Origin of the sequence: Gracilibacillus oryzae, assembly GCF_009498735.1 — a bacterium.
GTDB lineage: Bacteria > Bacillota > Bacilli > Bacillales > Amphibacillaceae > Gracilibacillus > Gracilibacillus oryzae.
The window spans coordinates 97,192-114,003 of sequence record NZ_ML762428.1 but is presented as its reverse complement, the minus strand read 5'-3'; the positions used below and the strand labels follow the sequence as shown (position 1 = coordinate 114,003).

Below are 16,812 nucleotides of genomic sequence, written 5' to 3'. Positions count from 1 at the left end.
AGATAGATGACAGTAAAACAAAGAAGTGCATTAGATTGGGCAAAGCTAGCATGTGATACATTAATGAATCAGTATGAGCCTGTTAAGCTGCCGCCAGCAGACCGCTGGCATTATCATCAAGGTGTTTTCCTTTGCGGAATGCATGATGTATGGCAACGAACAGGGGAGCAAAAATATTTCGATTACTTTAAAGAATATGTTGATAAGCTGATTGATGAGGAAGGAAACTTCTATTTTGCAAGAAGTGAATTAGATGCGATTCAGCCAGGCTTGTTATTGTTGCCGTTATATAAACAAACATATGATCAACGGTATAAAACAGCGGCAGCTAAATTACGCAATCTATTAAATACGTTAAACAAAACAAAAGAAGGCGGATTCTGGCATAAAGACAAATATCCATACCAAATGTGGTTAGACGGTCTGTACATGGCTGGACCGTTTACGATTCAATATGGTCAGATGTTTGATGAACCGGAACTGACAGACTTAGTCATGGAACAAGAACGTTTAATGCGTAAAAATACGAAAAAAGAAAATGGACTGTATTACCATGGATATGATGAGAGCAAGCAGACACCATGGGCAACAGAAAAGGGTCATGCTCCAGAAGTTTGGGGCCGTGCACTTGGCTGGTACAGTATGGTAACAGCTAATTTTATTGAAATGCTGCCAGAAGAGCATGAAAAGCGTGATGAATTAAAGCAGGTTGTTCATGAATTAATTGATGCGTTAATTAAGTATCAGGATGAAGCGACTGGCTTATGGTATCAAGTAGTCGATAAAGCAGAAGATGAGGGCAACTATTTGGAAAGTTCCTGTTCATGTTTGTTTGCCTATGCGATTGCAAAAGCTGTAAACAAAGGATATATTGATAAATCTTACTGGTCATATGCCGAAAAAGCATTCCAGGGATTAGTAGAAAATAAAGTGGAAATCGATGAAAAAGGCAACTTCCATTTGCATGATATCTGTATAGGTACATCTATCGGAACTTATGATTATTATGTCAATCGTGAAACAAGTACGAACGATCTTCATGGAGTGGGAGCATTTATTCTTGCTAGTGTCCAATTAGCTATTGGAAGTGAGAATAACTAATGGAAAAGGTACAGCTTTTTTTAGCAGGGGATTCGACGATGTCTCATTATGAGCCGTCCGCTTATCCCCGCATGGGCTGGGGCCAGGCATTACCGTCTTTTTTAAATGATCGTTTAACAGTAAAGAATCATGCTGCCTCAGGCCGGAGCACGAAATCATTTATTGAGGAAGGTCGCTGGTCAGATATGGAGAAAGAGTTTCAGGAAGGCGACTATGTTCTCATTCAATTTGGACATAATGACGAGAAGCCGGATGAAGCGAGGGCAACCAAGCCTTTCACAACATATCAGGAGAATTTAACTTTCTTTATTAACCGTGCACGTGCAGCTAAAGTAACACCTATTCTATTAACATCTATTGCGCGAAGGCATTTTGATCAAGATGGTAACTTACTAGAGACACATGGAGATTACCCGAGAGCAATGCGGGAAGTCGGGATCACAGAGGGTGTTGTCTGTATTGATATGTTAGATAAAACGAGAGAGGCATTAATGGAGTTAGGACCTGCCCGTTCCAAAGATTGGTTTATGTGGCTTGAACCAGACCACTATATAGGCTATCCTAATGGTGAACAGGATGATACACATCTAAAAGACATAGGAGCACATGCTCATGCAAACATTTTCGTTCAGGAACTAGAGCGGTTACATCATCCTCTCCGTTTATATCTAAAAAGAAATGAGGCAGCCAAATGAACAAATTACGTGTTTTATCAAATCTCCAATCACAAAAAGTTGTAGCAGTTATCAGGACAGATACGGTCGATCAAGCCGTAAAAGTAGCAGATGCATGTATTAGCGGGGGAATGAAAGCGATTGAATTAACCTACTCCATTCCCCATGTGGAAGAAGCTGTAGAAATTTTAAACAAAAAGTATGTGGATGACCAGGAGGTTACGGTCGGTGTCGGAACTGTCCTTGATGCTTATACAGCAAGGCAAGCGATATTCGCTGGTGCGTCATTTATTGTTGGTCCGTCATTTGATGCGGAAACTGCGAAACTATGTAACTTATATCAAGTACCGTATATGCCTGGCTGTTTAACCGTTACTGAAATCAAGGAAGCAATGGAAGCGGGCGCTGATGTGGTAAAAATCTTTCCTGGCAGTAATGTCAGCCCAGGCTTTTTGAAAGCGGTGCATGCCCCGATACCGCAGGCGAATATGATGCCGACTGGCGGTGTGAGTCTTGACAATATGGTGGAATGGTTTAAGAACGGTGCTGTTGCTGTTGGTATTGGCGGCAATTTAGTTGCCCCAGCTAAAACGGGTGATTATGGAAAGATTACAGAGCTCGCCAAGCAATATGTCGAGAAAGTGAAAGAGGCGAGTGTATGAAAGTATTAACATTCGGTGAAATGCTGCTCAGATTGACAACAGATCCTACAGTCAGGCTGCAGCAAACCAATCAATTCACTTTTTATTATGGTGGGGCGGAAGCAAATGTTGCTGTTTCTTTAGCCAATTTCGGGGTGGAAACAAGCTATATCAGTAAAGTGCCTGATAACACTATTGGTGAAGCTTGTGAAAAATATCTGCAATCCTATCGAATAAACACTGGTAATTTGCTTAAAGGCGGCGAAAGACTAGGATTATACTATGTGGAATCCGGGATTGGGAACCGCTCCAGTCAAGTAACCTATGATCGAAAGTTTTCAAGTTTTTCTCAATTGCAGAAGGATGAGCTGGATTGGGATAGAATATTAGAGGGGATAGATCTTTTCCATACAACTGGAATAACACTCGCACTGTCAAAAGAATTACAGGAAATTACCCTATTTGCAATGAAACAGGCAAAACAACGCGGAATAAAAGTCAGCTTTGATTTTAATTTTCGGTCCAAATTGTGGAGTCAGAAAGAAGCGAGTGAAGCAATTGTAAAAGTATTACCATATGTGGATATTGCTTTTTGTAATCATATGGATGCGGTTTATTTATTACATATCGATCCATTAAAAGAAGAAGGAAATCACCAGCAGAAACTGAAATACTATTATGAGGAAATTCAAAAAAGATATCCTGGTATAACCACTTTTGCATCGACTAAAAGAGAGGTTAAAACATCTTCTGAACATAAGTTAGAGGGGTATATCTTTACCAATCAGGAACTAGTAAAAACCGACAGTTATCATATTGATCCAGTTATTGATCGTATTGGCGGGGGGGATGCGTATGCAGCAGGGATTTTGTTTGGGGTGATGAATAAGTGGAATCCAGACAAAATTGTTAACTTTGCAACAGCCGCAAGTGTTCTCAAACATACAATCACAGGCGATGCTAACGCCTTTTCTGCAGCAGAAGTAGAACAATTTATGCAGAGTCTTAATCAAGAGATTAGCAGATAATTAATTTCAAGGAGGAATTATTCATGGAAGTACGTTATGCAAACCACCCAGAAGAAATTAGAAGGTATAATACAGACGAGTTACGTGAGAAATTCTTAGTTGAAAAACTATTTGAAGCAGGAAAAGTTCACTTAAATTATACCCATGTTGATCGGATGATCTTTGGCGGAGTGACTCCGGCATCTGAAGACTTGACGATCAAATTAGATAAACAGCTTGGTGTAAGTTACTTCTTAGAACGCCGGGAACTTGGCATTATTAATATTGGTAATGAAGGTTACGTTATTTTAGATGGTGAACGTTATGAAATGAAACGACATGATGGTCTTTATGTAAGCCGCGGTACAAAAGAAGTTTGGTTTGGCTCAAATGACCCGGCAAACCCTGCAAAATTCTATATTAACTCAGCTCCAGCCCATCATACTTACCCAACAGTAAAAATTGATATTAAAGATATTAAACCATTGGAATTAGGTGAATCTGGTACATTAAATGAACGGAGAATTCACCAGTATATCCATCCAAATGTTTGTGAAAGCTGTCAGCTGCAAATGGGGTTAACGATGCTGCAGCCAGGCAGTGTCTGGAATACAATGCCGGCACATACCCATGATCGCCGCAGTGAAGTGTATCTATATTTTGATATGGAACCGGATACGCGTGTATTCCACTTTATGGGTGAACCAAGTGAAACGAGACACCTTGTATTGAAAAATGAACAAGCAGTCATTTCGCCAAGCTGGTCGATTCACAGTGGTACAGCGACTAGTAATTATACATTCATCTGGGGAATGTGCGGCGAGAACATTACTTATGATGATATGGATCACGTTAAAATGGATGAGCTTCGCTAAGGAGGTATAGAAAGTGAGTTTACAAGACTTTTCTTTAGATTATTTTTCATTAAAAGGCAAAACAGCCATTATTACAGGTGGTAATACCGGGCTTGGTCAGGCATATACGGTTGCTTTGGCAAAAGCAGGTGCCAATGTCTTTGTTGTCACACATGGTACGAACTGGGAGGAAACAAAAGAACTGCTTTCAGGTGTGGAAGGGAATGCCGAATTTCACCAGGCCGATTTGTCAGATCGTGAACAATTAAAAAAAGTGGTTCCAGCATGTGTGGACACATTTGGTACTGTTGATATTTTAGTAAATAACGCTGGTACGATCCGTCGGAATCCACTGCTTGAGTATAAAGATGAGGACTGGGATGATGTGATAGCACTAAACTTAGATGCTGTTTACTTATTAAGTCAGGCGGCAGCAAAAGTAATGGTAGAAAGACGTGCAGGTAAGATTATTAATATTGCTTCCATGCTTTCTTTCCAAGGCGGTAAATTCATTCCGCCATATACAGCTAGTAAGCATGCGATCGCAGGCCTAACGAAATCATTCGCCAATGAACTGGCAGAACATAATGTACAAGTAAATGCAATTGCGCCAGGCTATTTTGCTACAAAAAATACTGCGCCAATCCGTGCTGACGAAAAGCGGAGTGCGGAAATAATTTCACGTATCCCTGCAGGTCACTTTGCAGATCCGAGCGAATTAATGGGAACTGTAGTTTACTTAGGAAGTAAAGCATCGGATTATATGAATGGACATGTTTTAGCTGTCGACGGAGGATGGCTGGCAAGATAATGGAAGAGTGACTGGCTTAAAGGCTGGTCATTCTTTTTCAGGTTTTAGTTGAAAAGGAGTCTGATAAGATGAGGCTGAATTTAGGTATTCGTGGACATGATATTGCTTTTCAGGAACCAGAACAGATTGCAAAGGAAGCGGCATCAAAAGGCTTAGGTGCAGTTCAATTGGCACTGGCCAAATCTTTTCCAGATTTGCCAACACAAACAGGATCATTAAGTCCTGGATTTGCCAAATACATGTACAAGGCATTTGCTGATCATGATATTAATATTGCCATATTAGGTTGCTATATTAATATGATTCATCCTGATGAGACAAAACGGGAGCAGCTTCTTTCCAGATTTAAGGAACATATCCGTTTTGCCAGAGACTTTGGCTGCAGTATCGTCGCATCAGAAACTGGGAATGTAAATGAAAAGATGGGCTATACAGAAGATAACTTTACGGAAGAGGCTTTTCAAAAAGTTGTGAAGAGTGTGAAGGAATTAGCGGATGAGGCAGAAAAGTGGGGTGTGATTGTAGGGATTGAAGGTGGCATCAATCATCCGATTCATACACCACAATTAATGCGCCGTTTATTAGATGAGGTTGATTCCAATCATCTGCAAGTTATTCTCGATCCAGCTAATTTTATGTCAATGGATAATTACGAGAACCAGGAGAACGTATTTCAAGATTGCTTCTCGCTTTTTGGTGATAATATTGTGGCGATTCATGCGAAGGATTTTATTATTGAGGATAACTGGATTAAGATGGTCCCGGTTGGTAAGGGGATATTACGATATGATCTCTTATTTTCCTGGCTGAAAGAAAACAAACCATATATAGAAGTATTATTAGAAAATACGAAAGAACCATATATTGATGAAAGTGTAGCATATTTACATGAGCAATATGACAAAGTGTGATAAAGTAATTTGTTTATCATGGAAAATAAAGGAACCGAAGAAGCATACCAATTAAGATAGGATTGGTATGCTATTTTTGATATAATGGGGTTGAATGTGCCCTGATTACATACTTTCCTTAAGGTTCGCTAACTCAAGTAATTTTGATATAAAATGAATAAATTGAGTTTAGATACAGTTAAAAAAGGGAATTATCTTTTATATTTGGGATATACAATACAAGGGGGAACCAATAGTGGATATTGTTTTCGAAGATTCGTTTCAATTGAGAGACTTTTTTTATGCGAATAAGGATAATTTTGAAGCAACTTTGTTATCAGAAGCAGTAAACGTGAAACATAAAATTGATGAAATATTAAAAGTAGGTAATATAGATTTAGTGAATAACGCCCATCAGTTAATTGTTTATATTATTGACAGTGAGGATGACAAACTAAAAAGTTTTGCCAAGCAGGAAGGGATCGCATGGGCATCACAATCGATAGAAATAACGTTTAAGCTGGAATGGGTTCAAGCTATTCGCCGTTCTTTATGGATATTTATACATAGATACAATTATCTGTCATCTGATTTTGAAATTAGTGATCTGTTTAGATTGGAACAGGAAATAAACAATCGGGTTGATATGTTCTTAAATACCTTTTTTATCAATTATTCTACTTACAAGGATGCTTTAATAAGTGAACAAAAGAAATTAGTTGAAAATCTGTCTGTTCCGATTATTCCTATAGATGACAGTATCAGTATCCTGCCATTAATTGGGGCCATTGATTTTAATCGTATGTATATTGTAAAAGAGAAAGTATTTACAGAAGTATCGGATACTCGTATTCAAACATTAATTATTGATTTATCAGGTATTGCAACAATGGATGAAATCGTTACATCCGAACTGTTAAAAACAATTAATGGTATTTCCATGATGGGCTGCTCTTCCGTAATAACCGGATTACGTAAGGAAGTTGCAAAAGAAATGACAGACTTGGGAATCCAATTTAATGCAGAAACAGAGAAATTAGGGACATTGCAGCAGGCATTAGGAAAATACTTATTGAATGATAGAAAATCAATAAGTATGAATGGCAGTGACCAGTCGAATATAAATGTTTACTAATTAATGCTTCGTTAAAGTGATAATATCAGCTTGGTATATAAGAAAGAAAAAGAGCAGTTCTCGGAAATTGCTCTTTTTCTTATTTCAAGCTTGTTGTTTTTTAGGAAAAATCGTATAACTGAAACTAATTACAAAATCAATGGCTAATACTAATGACCAGATAAGGAAAATTTGCGTTAATTGTGCCGTTTGCTGTTCATTATTAATATACCAAATAATACTTGCAAGGAAGCTGCAGCCGATTAGCCATGCGATGAGATGGCGATACCAGCCCTGTCTCTCGGACTTGGCAAATTCCTTTCCGTACTTTTTCTTCTTAACTGGCTTTGGACCATTCGCGAAATAATAAGCAAATCGAACATCAGCCCATCTGATCATTTGATGACCAAACGAAATGCTGACTCCAATATAGATTGCAGCAATCCCGTGAATGACCGTAGCAGTCGCCCCATTTTTTAAATCAATCACTGTAGCAATCAGTAAAACTAAATCAACAACAGGTGTACAAATGAGAAGAATAGCACTTAATTTTTCCTTTTTCATCACATATCTTGCAAACAATCCAGCTATCACAAATACCCAGAAACCGACTTCGCAAAGAATGATTAACCATCCAATCATGTGAACATTCTCCTTTTTTTAATACATTTGTATTAAATCATATCATATTATTAAATTAATCACAGCGCTAACCGTCTGTAACTCCCCCACTTTAAAATTATGGAGTAACACGAAGATAGTAAGTGGGGATAACAGACGCTAAGCATCCTGATAAGTTTCGCTAATGATCAGTGTGGGAGGTTAAAACCCCCACTGATCAAAGTCTCACTTTATACAAGTGTGTTAAAATAAAAATATGCCAAAAATAGTAGATCATGATCAGCGAAAAGTGCATATTGCAGAAGCCACATGGAAAGTCATTGTAGAAAATGGGCTGGAAAAGGCCACAGTCAGAAAGGTTGCCGCAACTGCTGGATTATCAGTTGGTTCGTTACGCCATTACTTTTCCACCCAATCGGAATTACTTCAGTTTTCAATGAAACTTGTTACAGAAAGAGTGACACAAAGAATCCAATCTTCTCATTATAAAGGTGACCGTGTCGATATTGCTATTCAAGCATTAGGGGAGATGCTGCCATTGGATGAAGAGCGGAAGATAGAAATGGAGGTCTGGTTTGTCTTTTCATCGAAAACACTCGTTGATAAGAAATTGAAGCAACTTAGTGAAGCTACATTTGAGGAGATGCATAATGGATTAATCAATATTATGCAATTTCTCCAAAAGGGAAACTTATTAAAACCTGGTTTGGATGAAAAATTGGAAATAAGCCGGCTGCATGCCATTATTGATGGCATGGCACTGCATCATTTACTTCATCCTGACAAGCTTACCTACGAAAAAATGATCGATACATTGACATATCATCTGAAATCGATAGTAGAAAGAGGGAATGAGAGTTGATAAACCATCCACCAGATGAACAGCATATTGATGCAGAAATGTTGAAGATAGAAGTGAATATTGATGATTCACCTGGCGAATGGCTGGGCTATGTAATGGAGAAATTGTTCGATGCCGGAGCAAATGATGTTTATTATACACCGATTTATATGAAGAAAAACCGGCCCGCAGTGTTATTGCAGTTATTATGCAGTAAAGCGCGTTTGGAGGAAATGAAGCAAATTTTAATTACAGAAACGACAACACTTGGCATTCGGTATTATCCATTAACTGTTTTCCGGATGGAAAGACAAATACGAAAGGTTTTAACCAAATGGGGAGAGATTACCGTAAAAGAAGGAGTGCAAAATGGAGAGGTAATAAAATCTTCGCCAGAATATGAAGACTGCCGAAGAATTGCCGAGAAATATCAGATTCCATTGAAAGATGTTTATGCGGAAGTGTGGAGAAAGTTAGATTAACGGTAAAAAACAAACGAGGTGGGATATAACTATTATGTTCCACCTAAAAGACGAATGTTTATAAAAAATGTACGCATAATAGGGATAATGTGCAGTAACATTTTTAAAGTAGTTTTTGAAATCTATAGTGTGCAAGGATGTCGCTCCGTCCGGCCACTTCGCTTTCCGTGGGCTCGGCTTCAGCTAACTTTACAAAGAAGGGCACTTTGTAAAGTGGATCTTCACCTCTCGCTGTCCCACAGGAGTCTGCGTGGCCGGCCTACGCTTTAGAGTTGCTTTACGATGGTGGTGACAGAAGAATCGTTTAGCTCATAACTATCAAACTTCTACTTCCTATAAAAATTGTAGAGCCTCATTCAAGCGTAGTCCGATTGCGGAGACTCCTGTGGGAACAGGGCGAGCTGAAGATCCACTTGGTGAAGCGGGTTTCTTCAACAAGTTAGCTGAAGCCGTCCCCACGGAAAGCGAAGCAATCGGACGTAGCGGCGTCATTGCACCCAAATAATTTCAAAATCACCTTTTATTATTTACTGCACATAATCCCTAATATGTGCAGTAAGTAACAACTTATAATAGGATAAGGAAAAGGATAGAGGCAGTGTCCCATACTCTTTTATTTCGCTATCATTCCATTACTTCAAATTCAATCTTTGCTTCCATTTGATAATCCGTTTTTTGATCGTCGTTTTCACCATTCGTATAGAAATCGGCTATCCCGTTGACCTTATATTTTCCTTCAGGGAAGCTATTTTCGAGGAAGTCCTTCATAAAGGCAATATAATCTTTGTCATCCGCTTCACTGTATGACCCCGCAACCTCATATTGCTGCCGCAGTGGTTCTCCTTTTTTGATGGTAGTAGTAAGTAATGGCTCATTCATAGGGTAGCCTATTTCATATCCTGCCGTTAATTCTTTTATCGGGAAAGAAAAAGGAGATGCAGCATGATAAATGGTTATCTCCTGCTTATTACCCACATATTCAAGTTCTGCAAATAGCTTCACATCTTCTCCAGTTTGATAGGATTCTTGCTCTGTTATTAATCGGTAAATAAATTCTCCTTGTTGCACTTCAGCAATAATTGGTGTATTTTCTGAAGAGTCCGTTGTTTCATTTTGCATAGCCGTACCGCATCCTGACAGAAGCAGCAGCCCAATTACTAGAATCATCCTTTTCAATTAAAATCGCCTCCCTTTATGTAATGAGACGATTTCCATGTAATTAAGTTACAAAATTTCAGGTGGCGGGCCAGTACTTTCTCTTTCCGTTAGAGTTGGCGATAATTTTTTTACCAGTTCGATTTCTTCGTCAGATTCAATCCGCTCAATAATAGAATGGACAATTTCTTCTGCCAGAACATCAACAGGTACACCAGCGCAAGTCATTGGGACTTCCATTGTGGCCATTTGGGGGATGTTGTCATAGCTGACTATGGAAATATCCTCAGGGACCTGCACACCTTTCTCCTGCAGAGCCCGTAAGATTCCTCCACTTATATCATAACTCCCGCCAATAATCGCAGTTGGCCGTTTATCTTGTTCCAGCATTATGTCTGTAGCTGTATAACCATCAAACCAATTAAGCCCATTTGAATTTATAATAGTGATATTCTCGTCCAGTTTGAAATGTTTCATCGCTTTTTCATAGCCTTCCACTTTCTCTGACTGAAGTGCATCTTCTTGGTCTAAATGTCCAATGTAAGCAATTCGGCGATGTCCAAGCTCGACTAAATGCTGGACAGCTTTTTGCATGGAAGCTTCATGGTTCGCATCAATGATAGGGTAAGCTGATTCATTTTTTCCGGATACCCCATATATAACAACGGGAATGTTTTCAGTCGATACAGTGATTGAATTAGATTCCCCAAAAACAATCATCCCGTCAACTTGAAACTTCTTAAAAGTGTCCATTGCTGTTTCGGGAGCATCAACTGATAAGATCATCGAATAGGATGTTGTTTCGAAAGCTTTACTAATGTTCGTAACTAATGTAGCTAGTACAATCCTTTCAATTGTCGGCCACATTAAGCCAATCACATCTGTTTTTTTACGGACTAATTGTTTCGCAGCCAAATTCGGTTCATACCCCATTTCGGCAGCCACTTTTAATATTTTTCTTTTGGTTATTTCTTTCACCAGCGGACTGTTATTTAATGCTTTAGAAACAGTGGAATAGCTTACACCAGCGACTTTGGCAATATCTTTAATTGTTACTGTCATCTTCATCACCTATATCTTTCAAAAAATAATCACTTTTCTGTTGAGATCTTTGTTTAAATAGTATATCATAAAAATAACAACGTTGTTATTTATTTTCGCAAAATAATTGGAACCGTTAACAACGGAATAATATGAGGGAGTGGAGTAGAGTGGAGCAATTTAATGGATTAATAGAATCATTGGCACAGGGAAATGCCCCAACATCGGAAAATGGAGTGACTGTTTACGAAAGCTCTTTTGAACAGAAAAATGGCACAAATCTTGTAATGGTTAAGTCAGGTACAGACAAATACTTGTTAGCTGCTGGAGAAAGTGATTTATTTAATGAGCTGAATGGTGAGAATTCAGGCAGTGGCAAAGTTTGTGCATTATCACATGAAAATCGATTGGTCCTTAATAAATATTTTGATTATACCGTTCCACAGGCATTCGGTACCGAAATTGCGACAATGGGACTTGGTGATCGCCTTGGTGTGGCATCTCCTGGCCATATTGAAACAACAAGAAACCGAAAAGTGAAGCCAATCTTAGCACAGCAGAGTATTCGTGAATTAACCTTATTAAATCGTACGATGACAGATATTTTGGATGCTGCGAGTTTTGCGGTATTCCAGGAAGGTTACAAGGATGGATATGGGGCAGATGCCGATCATATTAAGTTAGAGAAAGATATTGCTTATGCAATTGAGCTTGGCTTCAGTTTCTTAACATTAGACTGTTCAGAACAAATCCGCAACGATATCGAAGGGGCATCTTCTGAAGATATTCAGAAAGAATTTGCAGCACTTCCAGTTGATCGAAAAGAATACTATAACAGCCACTATTTAAATAAAACATTTGATGTACAAGGTTTAGAGATTGCGTATGATGAAGAAAGTCTTGTTAAAAATGTGTTAGTATACGGGGAAGCAATTGACTTTATGGAGCATGTATTTAATGAACATGTGTCAAAAGCTGACAAAGCAATTGATTTTGAAATTTCAATTGACGAAACAGAAACGGTAACAGCACCTGAAGCTCATTTCTTCGTTGCGGAAGAGTTGAGAAGAAGAGGGGTAACTGTACAAAGTCTAGCGCCGAGATTCTGCGGTGAATTCCAAAAAGGGATTGACTATATTGGCGACATTGAACAATTTGAAAAAGAATTACACGAACATGCAGAAATTGCAAAATACTTTGGCTACAAATTAAGTATTCACTCAGGCAGTGACAAGTTTAGTGTGTTCCCAATTATCGGCAAGTACACAGAAGGTCTTTTACACATTAAAACAGCTGGTACAAACTGGTTAGAGGCAGTTCGAGTTATTGCAGTAGAAAATCCGGACCTTTACCGCCGTATGCATTTGTATGCAGAAGAACACTTTGAAGAAACCCTGCAATATTATCATGTAACACCAGATTTGGAGAGTATTGCCCCATTAAATGATACATCAGATACTGATCTGCCAAAGTATATGGATCATGATGCCGCAAGACAGTTATTCCATGTGACATATGGTATACTATTAACTGCAAAAGATGAGTCAGGTGCAGACTTATTCCGCACAGAGTTTTTCGAGACACTGTTAAACAATGAAGACACTTACCGGAATGGTCTGGTAAAACATATTGGACGTCACTTAGACTTATTAGGACTCTAAAAAGTAATTAAACTAAAAAGGCAGGGATTCAAATGAAAGCTTTTATGGATGATAATTTCGAATTGAATAACCAAACAGCAGAGAAGTTATACCATGAATATGCCAAAGATTTACCAATTATCGATTACCATTGCCACCTAAGCCCTGAAGAGATTTATGAGAACACACAATTCGAGAATATTACGAAAGTCTGGCTTTATGGTGACCATTACAAATGGCGTGCAATGCGAGCAAACGGTATTGAAGAAAAGTATGTGACAGGTGATGGCAGTGATTATGATAAGTTCCTTGCATGGGCAAAAACAGTTCCAATGCTTATTGGTAATCCGTTATACCACTGGACTCACTTGGAATTAAAGCGTTACTTTGGTGTAGAAGAACCATTAAATGAAAACACAGCACCAGCAATCTGGGAAAAAGTTAATAACCAGCTGACTAGTGGTGAATGGAATGTTCGTGATTTTATTGTAAAATCAGGTGTTGAGGTTGTTTGTACAACAGATGATCCGACTGATTCCCTGGAATATCATGAAAAGATTAAAGCTGACGATAGTTTTAATGTAAAAGTACTACCTAGTTTCCGACCGGATAAAGGATTGGAAATTAATCGCAATACATTCGTTGACTGGGTGGCAAAACTGGCAGAAGTTTCTGAAATGACGATAGATTCATATGATGCTTTCCTGCAAGCACTTGAAAAAAGAATTGAATTCTTCCATGAAGTTGGCGGACGCGTTTCTGACCATGCCATTGATACTGCAATGTATGAAGAGGCAACAGAAGAAGAAGTTGCGCAAATTTTCGCAAAAGGGATTAAAAATGAAAAAGTCTCTTTAGAAGAAGAGAAAAAATTCAAATCCTATACATTGACTTTTCTTGGAAAAGAATATCATAAAAGAGGCTGGGCAATGCAATATCATATTAATGCCCACCGCAATAACAACACACGCATGTTTAATAAATTAGGACCTGACACTGGCTTTGATTCGATGAATGATGCATTAATCGCAGAGCCATTAGTAAGATTACTAGATTCACTTGATCGGGCAGATGCATTGCCAAAAACAATCCTGTATTCATTGAACTCTCGTGATAATGTTACACTTTCCACGATCATTGGCAGCTTCCAGGGCGGAGGAGTACCAGGGAAAATGCAGTTTGGTACAGCATGGTGGTTCAATGATACAAAGCTTGGTATGATTGACCAAATGGAAAAATTAGCAGACAATGGTGTATTCAGCCGTTTTATCGGAATGCTGACAGATTCAAGAAGCTTCCTTTCTTACACGCGTCATGAGTATTTCCGCCGCATTATGTGTAACCTTGTTGGGGAATGGGTAGAGAATGGCGAATATCCAAATGATGAAGAAGCTTTAAAACAAATTGTACAAAATATTTCGTACTATAATGCGAAAGAGTACTTTGGATTTTAAATTTTTTGAAAGAAGCACAGACTCTGAGAGGTTTGTGCTTCTTTTTGGTTGGGGTAGATAGATCGATTAGTTGAAAAAAGCAGAAAATGTCGAAACCTAAAGCAAGAGAAGGAAATCTGCAAATAAAATGTGGAAACTGCAAATAAAGCTTGGAATTTGCAAATAAATTACGAAAGGTGCAAATAAAGAATGGAAACTGCAAATAAAATTCAATATCTGCAAATAAAGTTCCCGCAGCTATCCGCTTTTTTATAAAAAACGAAACAATAACTCTGCAAACCCCCGCTTAACCTTCCAGCACTTTCACATGAAATTTACGGGATCTTGGTCCATCAAATTCACAAAAGTAGATCCCTTGCCAAGTTCCAAGCACAAGACTGCCATTTGAAACTACTAGAGTCTGGTTATGGCCTACTGTGCTCACTTTTAAATGGGCAGCTGTATTTCCTTCCATATGCAAATCTTTGGAATGATCCCAAGGATAAACTTCATCTAGTCTTCTTAGAAAGTCTGTCTTCACATCAGGGTCAGCATTCTCATTTACTGTGATTCCTGCAGTAGTATGAAGAGAGGAAACAATAACCAGCCCATCTTGTACATTCTTTTCTTTTAGAAAGCTTGCCACATCAGAGGTAATGTCAATCATTTCATCATGCTTGTTTGTGCGTAAGGAAAAAGTTTTCTCCATCATTTATCATCCCTTTTTTAAAAATTCTTACAATTCTATTCTACTAGAAATCGTTTCTATGTTAAAATTTTGTGTGTAATCTAACGAAGAGAGGATATGATTAAAATGGCAAAAGCAATACATACAGACAATGCACCACAGGCAATTGGTCCATATTCCCAAGCAATCGACGCAGGAGACTTCGTTTTCGTTTCCGGCCAGATTCCGCTAAATCCTGAAACAATGGAAGTAGTAGAAGGAGATATAACGAAACAAACAGAGCAAGTGATGAACAATCTGCAGGCAGTATTAACAGAGGCTGGACTTACTTTCGGAAATGTTATGAAGTTTACTATCTATATCACAGACATGGACAACTTTGCTGCTATTAATGAAGCATATGCGAAATTCCTGCAGGAGCCATATCCAGCCCGTGCTACAGTAGAGGTTAGCAAGCTGCCAAAAGGTGTAGGTGTCGAAATGGACGTTATTGCAAAGAAATAATCTAAGAAGAACCATCTAGCAAATGTTAGATGGTTTTTACTTTTTTCTTTCCATATCTTCGCAAATCTTGCATAATATAAGAGTAATTACATCTAAAAAGTGCGTGTTCAAAAAGTTGGCAAATTAGAAGCAAGAAGGTCGAGGCGGTGCAATAAGGAGCATCGGAACGTATGGTCTGAATACGTGAGAAGCGGACTCGCAAACCAACGAAGAGATTAGCCGCTTATCATTTGATCACTTTTTGAACATCTCTAAAAGGAGACAATCTATGAAAAAATTACTATCAATGCTTGTTGCAACATTGTTGGTTGGACTAGCACTATCATCTGCAGTATTTGCGAGCAGTGGGGACATTGGAATTGATGAACGTTATGGGAAGCCAAAAGTGGTATTAGGTGAAGCTTTATCTGAAGCCGAAAAAGACCAGGTAAGAAATTTGCTTAACGTAACAGATCCTGAGCAAGTAGATGAGTATATTGTGACAGCGGAAGATTTAGTTAATTTCATTGAAGACAGTGACCCGAGTTCTAATATGTATTCATCAGCGAAGATAACGAGAAAAAGTGAAGGCTATGGTGTTGTTGTTAATATTGTAAACCCTGAGAATATAACACAAGTAACAAATGAAATGTATGCAAATGCTCTCTTAACAGCTGGAATAGAGAATGCGCTGGTAGAAGTTGCTTCACCATTCAAGGTGACAGGCCACTCTGCCTTAGCAGGTGTCTATAAAGCATTCAATGTCGAAGGAGAGTCATTGGACAAAGAAAGAATGGAAGTAGCGAATGAAGAATTAAATGTCGCAACAGACTTAACAAATAATGCCGGTGTGGATGAATCGAAAGTCAGCCAGTTATTGACAGAAATTAAGCAGCAAATTGCTGAGCAAAACCCTGCAACAAAAGAAGATGTAGAACGAATTGTCAGTGAACAGTTAGAAAATCTCAGTATTCAATTAAGTGCGGAAGACCGCGAAATGCTGACAAATCTGTTCGAACAAATGCGTAATTTAAACATCAATTTCGGCCAGGTAACAGAACAGCTTGATACTATCGTCAATGATTTACAAGGAAAGCTGAATGAAGTAACTGGTGGCGATACGGAAGGGTTCTGGCAAGCAGTGAAAGACTTTTTCACCAATTTAATTGATTCGATTAGAGGATTGTTCAGCTAAGACATCATATAGACATATTATAAGGAAAAAGCTCCCGTATGTGACGCGAATCACATACGGGAGCTTTCTTTTTTTCTAATATGAAGGTAAATAAGTTTGATAGAGGAGGCTTTGTGATGAAAAGGCATGTGAACCAAACAG

General features: G+C 38.5%; 18 protein-coding genes. 14 read left to right on the top strand and 4 right to left on the bottom strand.

Annotated features, from left to right (window positions below):
- Positions 1-6 precede the first annotated feature (6 nt).
- From F9U64_RS08665 to F9U64_RS08630, 8 genes are all read left to right on the top strand, one after another.
- The gene (locus F9U64_RS08665) at positions 7-1,101 is read left to right on the top strand and encodes a glycoside hydrolase family 88/105 protein (RefSeq protein ID WP_153402615.1); all 1,095 of its coding nucleotides are present in this window, start codon (positions 7-9) and stop codon (positions 1,099-1,101) included.
- Positions 1,101-1,796, top strand: coding sequence for a rhamnogalacturonan acetylesterase (locus F9U64_RS08660; protein WP_153402614.1), 696 nt, complete (start codon positions 1,101-1,103; stop codon positions 1,794-1,796). Before F9U64_RS08665 ends, F9U64_RS08660 begins: the two co-directional genes overlap by 1 nt.
- A complete protein-coding gene (locus F9U64_RS08655; protein ID WP_153402613.1) occupies positions 1,793-2,437 on the top strand; it encodes a bifunctional 2-keto-4-hydroxyglutarate aldolase/2-keto-3-deoxy-6-phosphogluconate aldolase in 645 nt (214 codons plus the stop codon). Before F9U64_RS08660 ends, F9U64_RS08655 begins: the two co-directional genes overlap by 4 nt.
- Positions 2,434-3,444 carry a sugar kinase gene (locus F9U64_RS08650; RefSeq protein ID WP_153402612.1) on the top strand — a complete coding sequence of 337 codons (1,011 nt, stop codon included), beginning with the start codon at positions 2,434-2,436 and terminating at the stop codon, positions 3,442-3,444. The genes F9U64_RS08655 and F9U64_RS08650 overlap by 4 nt, the downstream gene beginning before the upstream one ends.
- A 23-nt stretch (positions 3,445-3,467) precedes the next feature.
- Positions 3,468-4,298 (top strand): 5-dehydro-4-deoxy-D-glucuronate isomerase, encoded by an 831-nt coding sequence (gene kduI / locus F9U64_RS08645; RefSeq protein WP_153402611.1) that lies wholly within the window; start codon positions 3,468-3,470, stop codon positions 4,296-4,298.
- A 13-nt stretch (positions 4,299-4,311) separates the two neighbouring features.
- The gene (kduD, locus tag F9U64_RS08640) at positions 4,312-5,088 is read left to right on the top strand and encodes a 2-dehydro-3-deoxy-D-gluconate 5-dehydrogenase KduD (protein WP_153402610.1); all 777 of its coding nucleotides are present in this window, start codon (positions 4,312-4,314) and stop codon (positions 5,086-5,088) included.
- A gap of 68 nt (positions 5,089-5,156) precedes the next feature.
- Entirely contained in the window at positions 5,157-5,999 is an 843-nt protein-coding gene (locus tag F9U64_RS08635) for a sugar phosphate isomerase/epimerase family protein (RefSeq protein WP_153402609.1), read from the top strand.
- Positions 6,000-6,234: 235 nt separating this feature from the next.
- On the top strand, positions 6,235-7,113 hold the full coding sequence (locus tag F9U64_RS08630) for an STAS domain-containing protein (protein WP_153402608.1): 879 nt from the start codon (positions 6,235-6,237) through the stop codon (positions 7,111-7,113).
- An 84-nt stretch (positions 7,114-7,197) separates the two neighbouring features.
- Here F9U64_RS08630 and F9U64_RS08625 read toward each other — a convergent pair whose 3' ends face one another.
- On the bottom strand, positions 7,198-7,734 hold the full coding sequence (locus tag F9U64_RS08625) for a 2TM domain-containing protein (RefSeq protein WP_153402607.1): 537 nt from the start codon (positions 7,732-7,734) through the stop codon (positions 7,198-7,200).
- Positions 7,735-7,969: 235 nt separating this feature from the next.
- Here F9U64_RS08625 and F9U64_RS08620 point away from each other — a divergent pair, with 235 nt between their 5' ends.
- Together F9U64_RS08620 and larC2 are read left to right on the top strand one after the other, a co-directional pair.
- Complete coding sequence (locus F9U64_RS08620) at positions 7,970-8,575, top strand: TetR/AcrR family transcriptional regulator (RefSeq protein WP_153402606.1); 606 nt, start codon at positions 7,970-7,972, stop codon at positions 8,573-8,575.
- The gene (gene larC2 / locus F9U64_RS08615; protein ID WP_153402605.1) at positions 8,572-9,036 is read left to right on the top strand and encodes a nickel pincer cofactor biosynthesis protein LarC2; all 465 of its coding nucleotides are present in this window, start codon (positions 8,572-8,574) and stop codon (positions 9,034-9,036) included. Before F9U64_RS08620 ends, larC2 begins: the two co-directional genes overlap by 4 nt.
- A 624-nt stretch (positions 9,037-9,660) precedes the next feature.
- Here larC2 and F9U64_RS08610 read toward each other — a convergent pair.
- Together F9U64_RS08610 and F9U64_RS08605 are read right to left on the bottom strand one after the other, a co-directional pair.
- Positions 9,661-10,203: a hypothetical protein gene (locus tag F9U64_RS08610; protein WP_228275645.1), complete on the bottom strand. Its 543-nt coding sequence runs from the start codon at positions 10,201-10,203 to the stop codon at positions 9,661-9,663.
- Positions 10,204-10,260: 57 nt separating this feature from the next.
- A complete protein-coding gene (locus F9U64_RS08605; RefSeq protein WP_153402604.1) occupies positions 10,261-11,253 on the bottom strand; it encodes a LacI family DNA-binding transcriptional regulator in 993 nt (330 codons plus the stop codon).
- Positions 11,254-11,402: 149 nt separating this feature from the next.
- On the opposite strand from F9U64_RS08605, the gene F9U64_RS08600 reads away from it, so the two are divergent.
- Entirely contained in the window at positions 11,403-12,893 is a 1,491-nt protein-coding gene (locus F9U64_RS08600; protein WP_228275635.1) for a tagaturonate epimerase family protein, read from the top strand.
- A 32-nt stretch (positions 12,894-12,925) separates the two neighbouring features.
- Positions 12,926-14,326 carry a glucuronate isomerase gene (uxaC, locus tag F9U64_RS08595; RefSeq protein ID WP_153402602.1) on the top strand — a complete coding sequence of 467 codons (1,401 nt, stop codon included), beginning with the start codon at positions 12,926-12,928 and terminating at the stop codon, positions 14,324-14,326.
- Positions 14,327-14,612: 286 nt separating this feature from the next.
- Here the strand turns inward: uxaC and F9U64_RS08590 are convergent, their stop codons facing one another.
- Positions 14,613-15,014, bottom strand: a complete 402-nt coding sequence (locus F9U64_RS08590) for a secondary thiamine-phosphate synthase enzyme YjbQ (RefSeq protein WP_153402601.1) — start codon at positions 15,012-15,014, stop codon at positions 14,613-14,615.
- A gap of 105 nt (positions 15,015-15,119) precedes the next feature.
- Here F9U64_RS08590 and F9U64_RS08585 point away from each other — a divergent pair, with 105 nt between their 5' ends.
- Together F9U64_RS08585 and F9U64_RS08580 are read left to right on the top strand one after the other, a co-directional pair.
- Positions 15,120-15,497, top strand: a complete 378-nt coding sequence (locus tag F9U64_RS08585) for a RidA family protein (RefSeq protein ID WP_153402600.1) — start codon at positions 15,120-15,122, stop codon at positions 15,495-15,497.
- Positions 15,498-15,765: 268 nt separating this feature from the next.
- Positions 15,766-16,671, top strand: a complete 906-nt coding sequence (locus F9U64_RS08580; RefSeq protein WP_153402599.1) for a DUF1002 domain-containing protein — start codon at positions 15,766-15,768, stop codon at positions 16,669-16,671.
- Positions 16,672-16,812: the final 141 nt, after the last annotated feature.

Bases quoted from the DNA above. Each gene is read 5' to 3' on its own strand.
- F9U64_RS08665 (WP_153402615.1), top strand. From the start codon at position 7: ATGACAGTAAAACAAAGAAGTGCATTAGATTGGGCAAAGCTAGCATGT.
- F9U64_RS08660 (WP_153402614.1), top strand. From the start codon at position 1,101: ATGGAAAAGGTACAGCTTTTTTTAGCAGGGGATTCGACGATGTCTCAT.
- F9U64_RS08655 (WP_153402613.1), top strand. From the start codon at position 1,793: ATGAACAAATTACGTGTTTTATCAAATCTCCAATCACAAAAAGTTGTA.
- F9U64_RS08650 (WP_153402612.1), top strand. From the start codon at position 2,434: ATGAAAGTATTAACATTCGGTGAAATGCTGCTCAGATTGACAACAGAT.
- kduI (WP_153402611.1), top strand. From the start codon at position 3,468: ATGGAAGTACGTTATGCAAACCACCCAGAAGAAATTAGAAGGTATAAT.
- F9U64_RS08635 (WP_153402609.1), top strand. From the start codon at position 5,157: ATGAGGCTGAATTTAGGTATTCGTGGACATGATATTGCTTTTCAGGAA.
- F9U64_RS08625 (WP_153402607.1), bottom strand. From the start codon at position 7,734: ATGATTGGATGGTTAATCATTCTTTGCGAAGTCGGTTTCTGGGTATTT.
- F9U64_RS08620 (WP_153402606.1), top strand. From the start codon at position 7,970: ATGCCAAAAATAGTAGATCATGATCAGCGAAAAGTGCATATTGCAGAA.
- F9U64_RS08610 (WP_228275645.1), bottom strand. From the start codon at position 10,203: ATGATTCTAGTAATTGGGCTGCTGCTTCTGTCAGGATGCGGTACGGCT.
- F9U64_RS08605 (WP_153402604.1), bottom strand. From the start codon at position 11,253: ATGACAGTAACAATTAAAGATATTGCCAAAGTCGCTGGTGTAAGCTAT.
- uxaC (WP_153402602.1), top strand. From the start codon at position 12,926: ATGAAAGCTTTTATGGATGATAATTTCGAATTGAATAACCAAACAGCA.
- F9U64_RS08590 (WP_153402601.1), bottom strand. From the start codon at position 15,014: ATGGAGAAAACTTTTTCCTTACGCACAAACAAGCATGATGAAATGATT.
- F9U64_RS08585 (WP_153402600.1), top strand. From the start codon at position 15,120: ATGGCAAAAGCAATACATACAGACAATGCACCACAGGCAATTGGTCCA.
- F9U64_RS08580 (WP_153402599.1), top strand. From the start codon at position 15,766: ATGAAAAAATTACTATCAATGCTTGTTGCAACATTGTTGGTTGGACTA.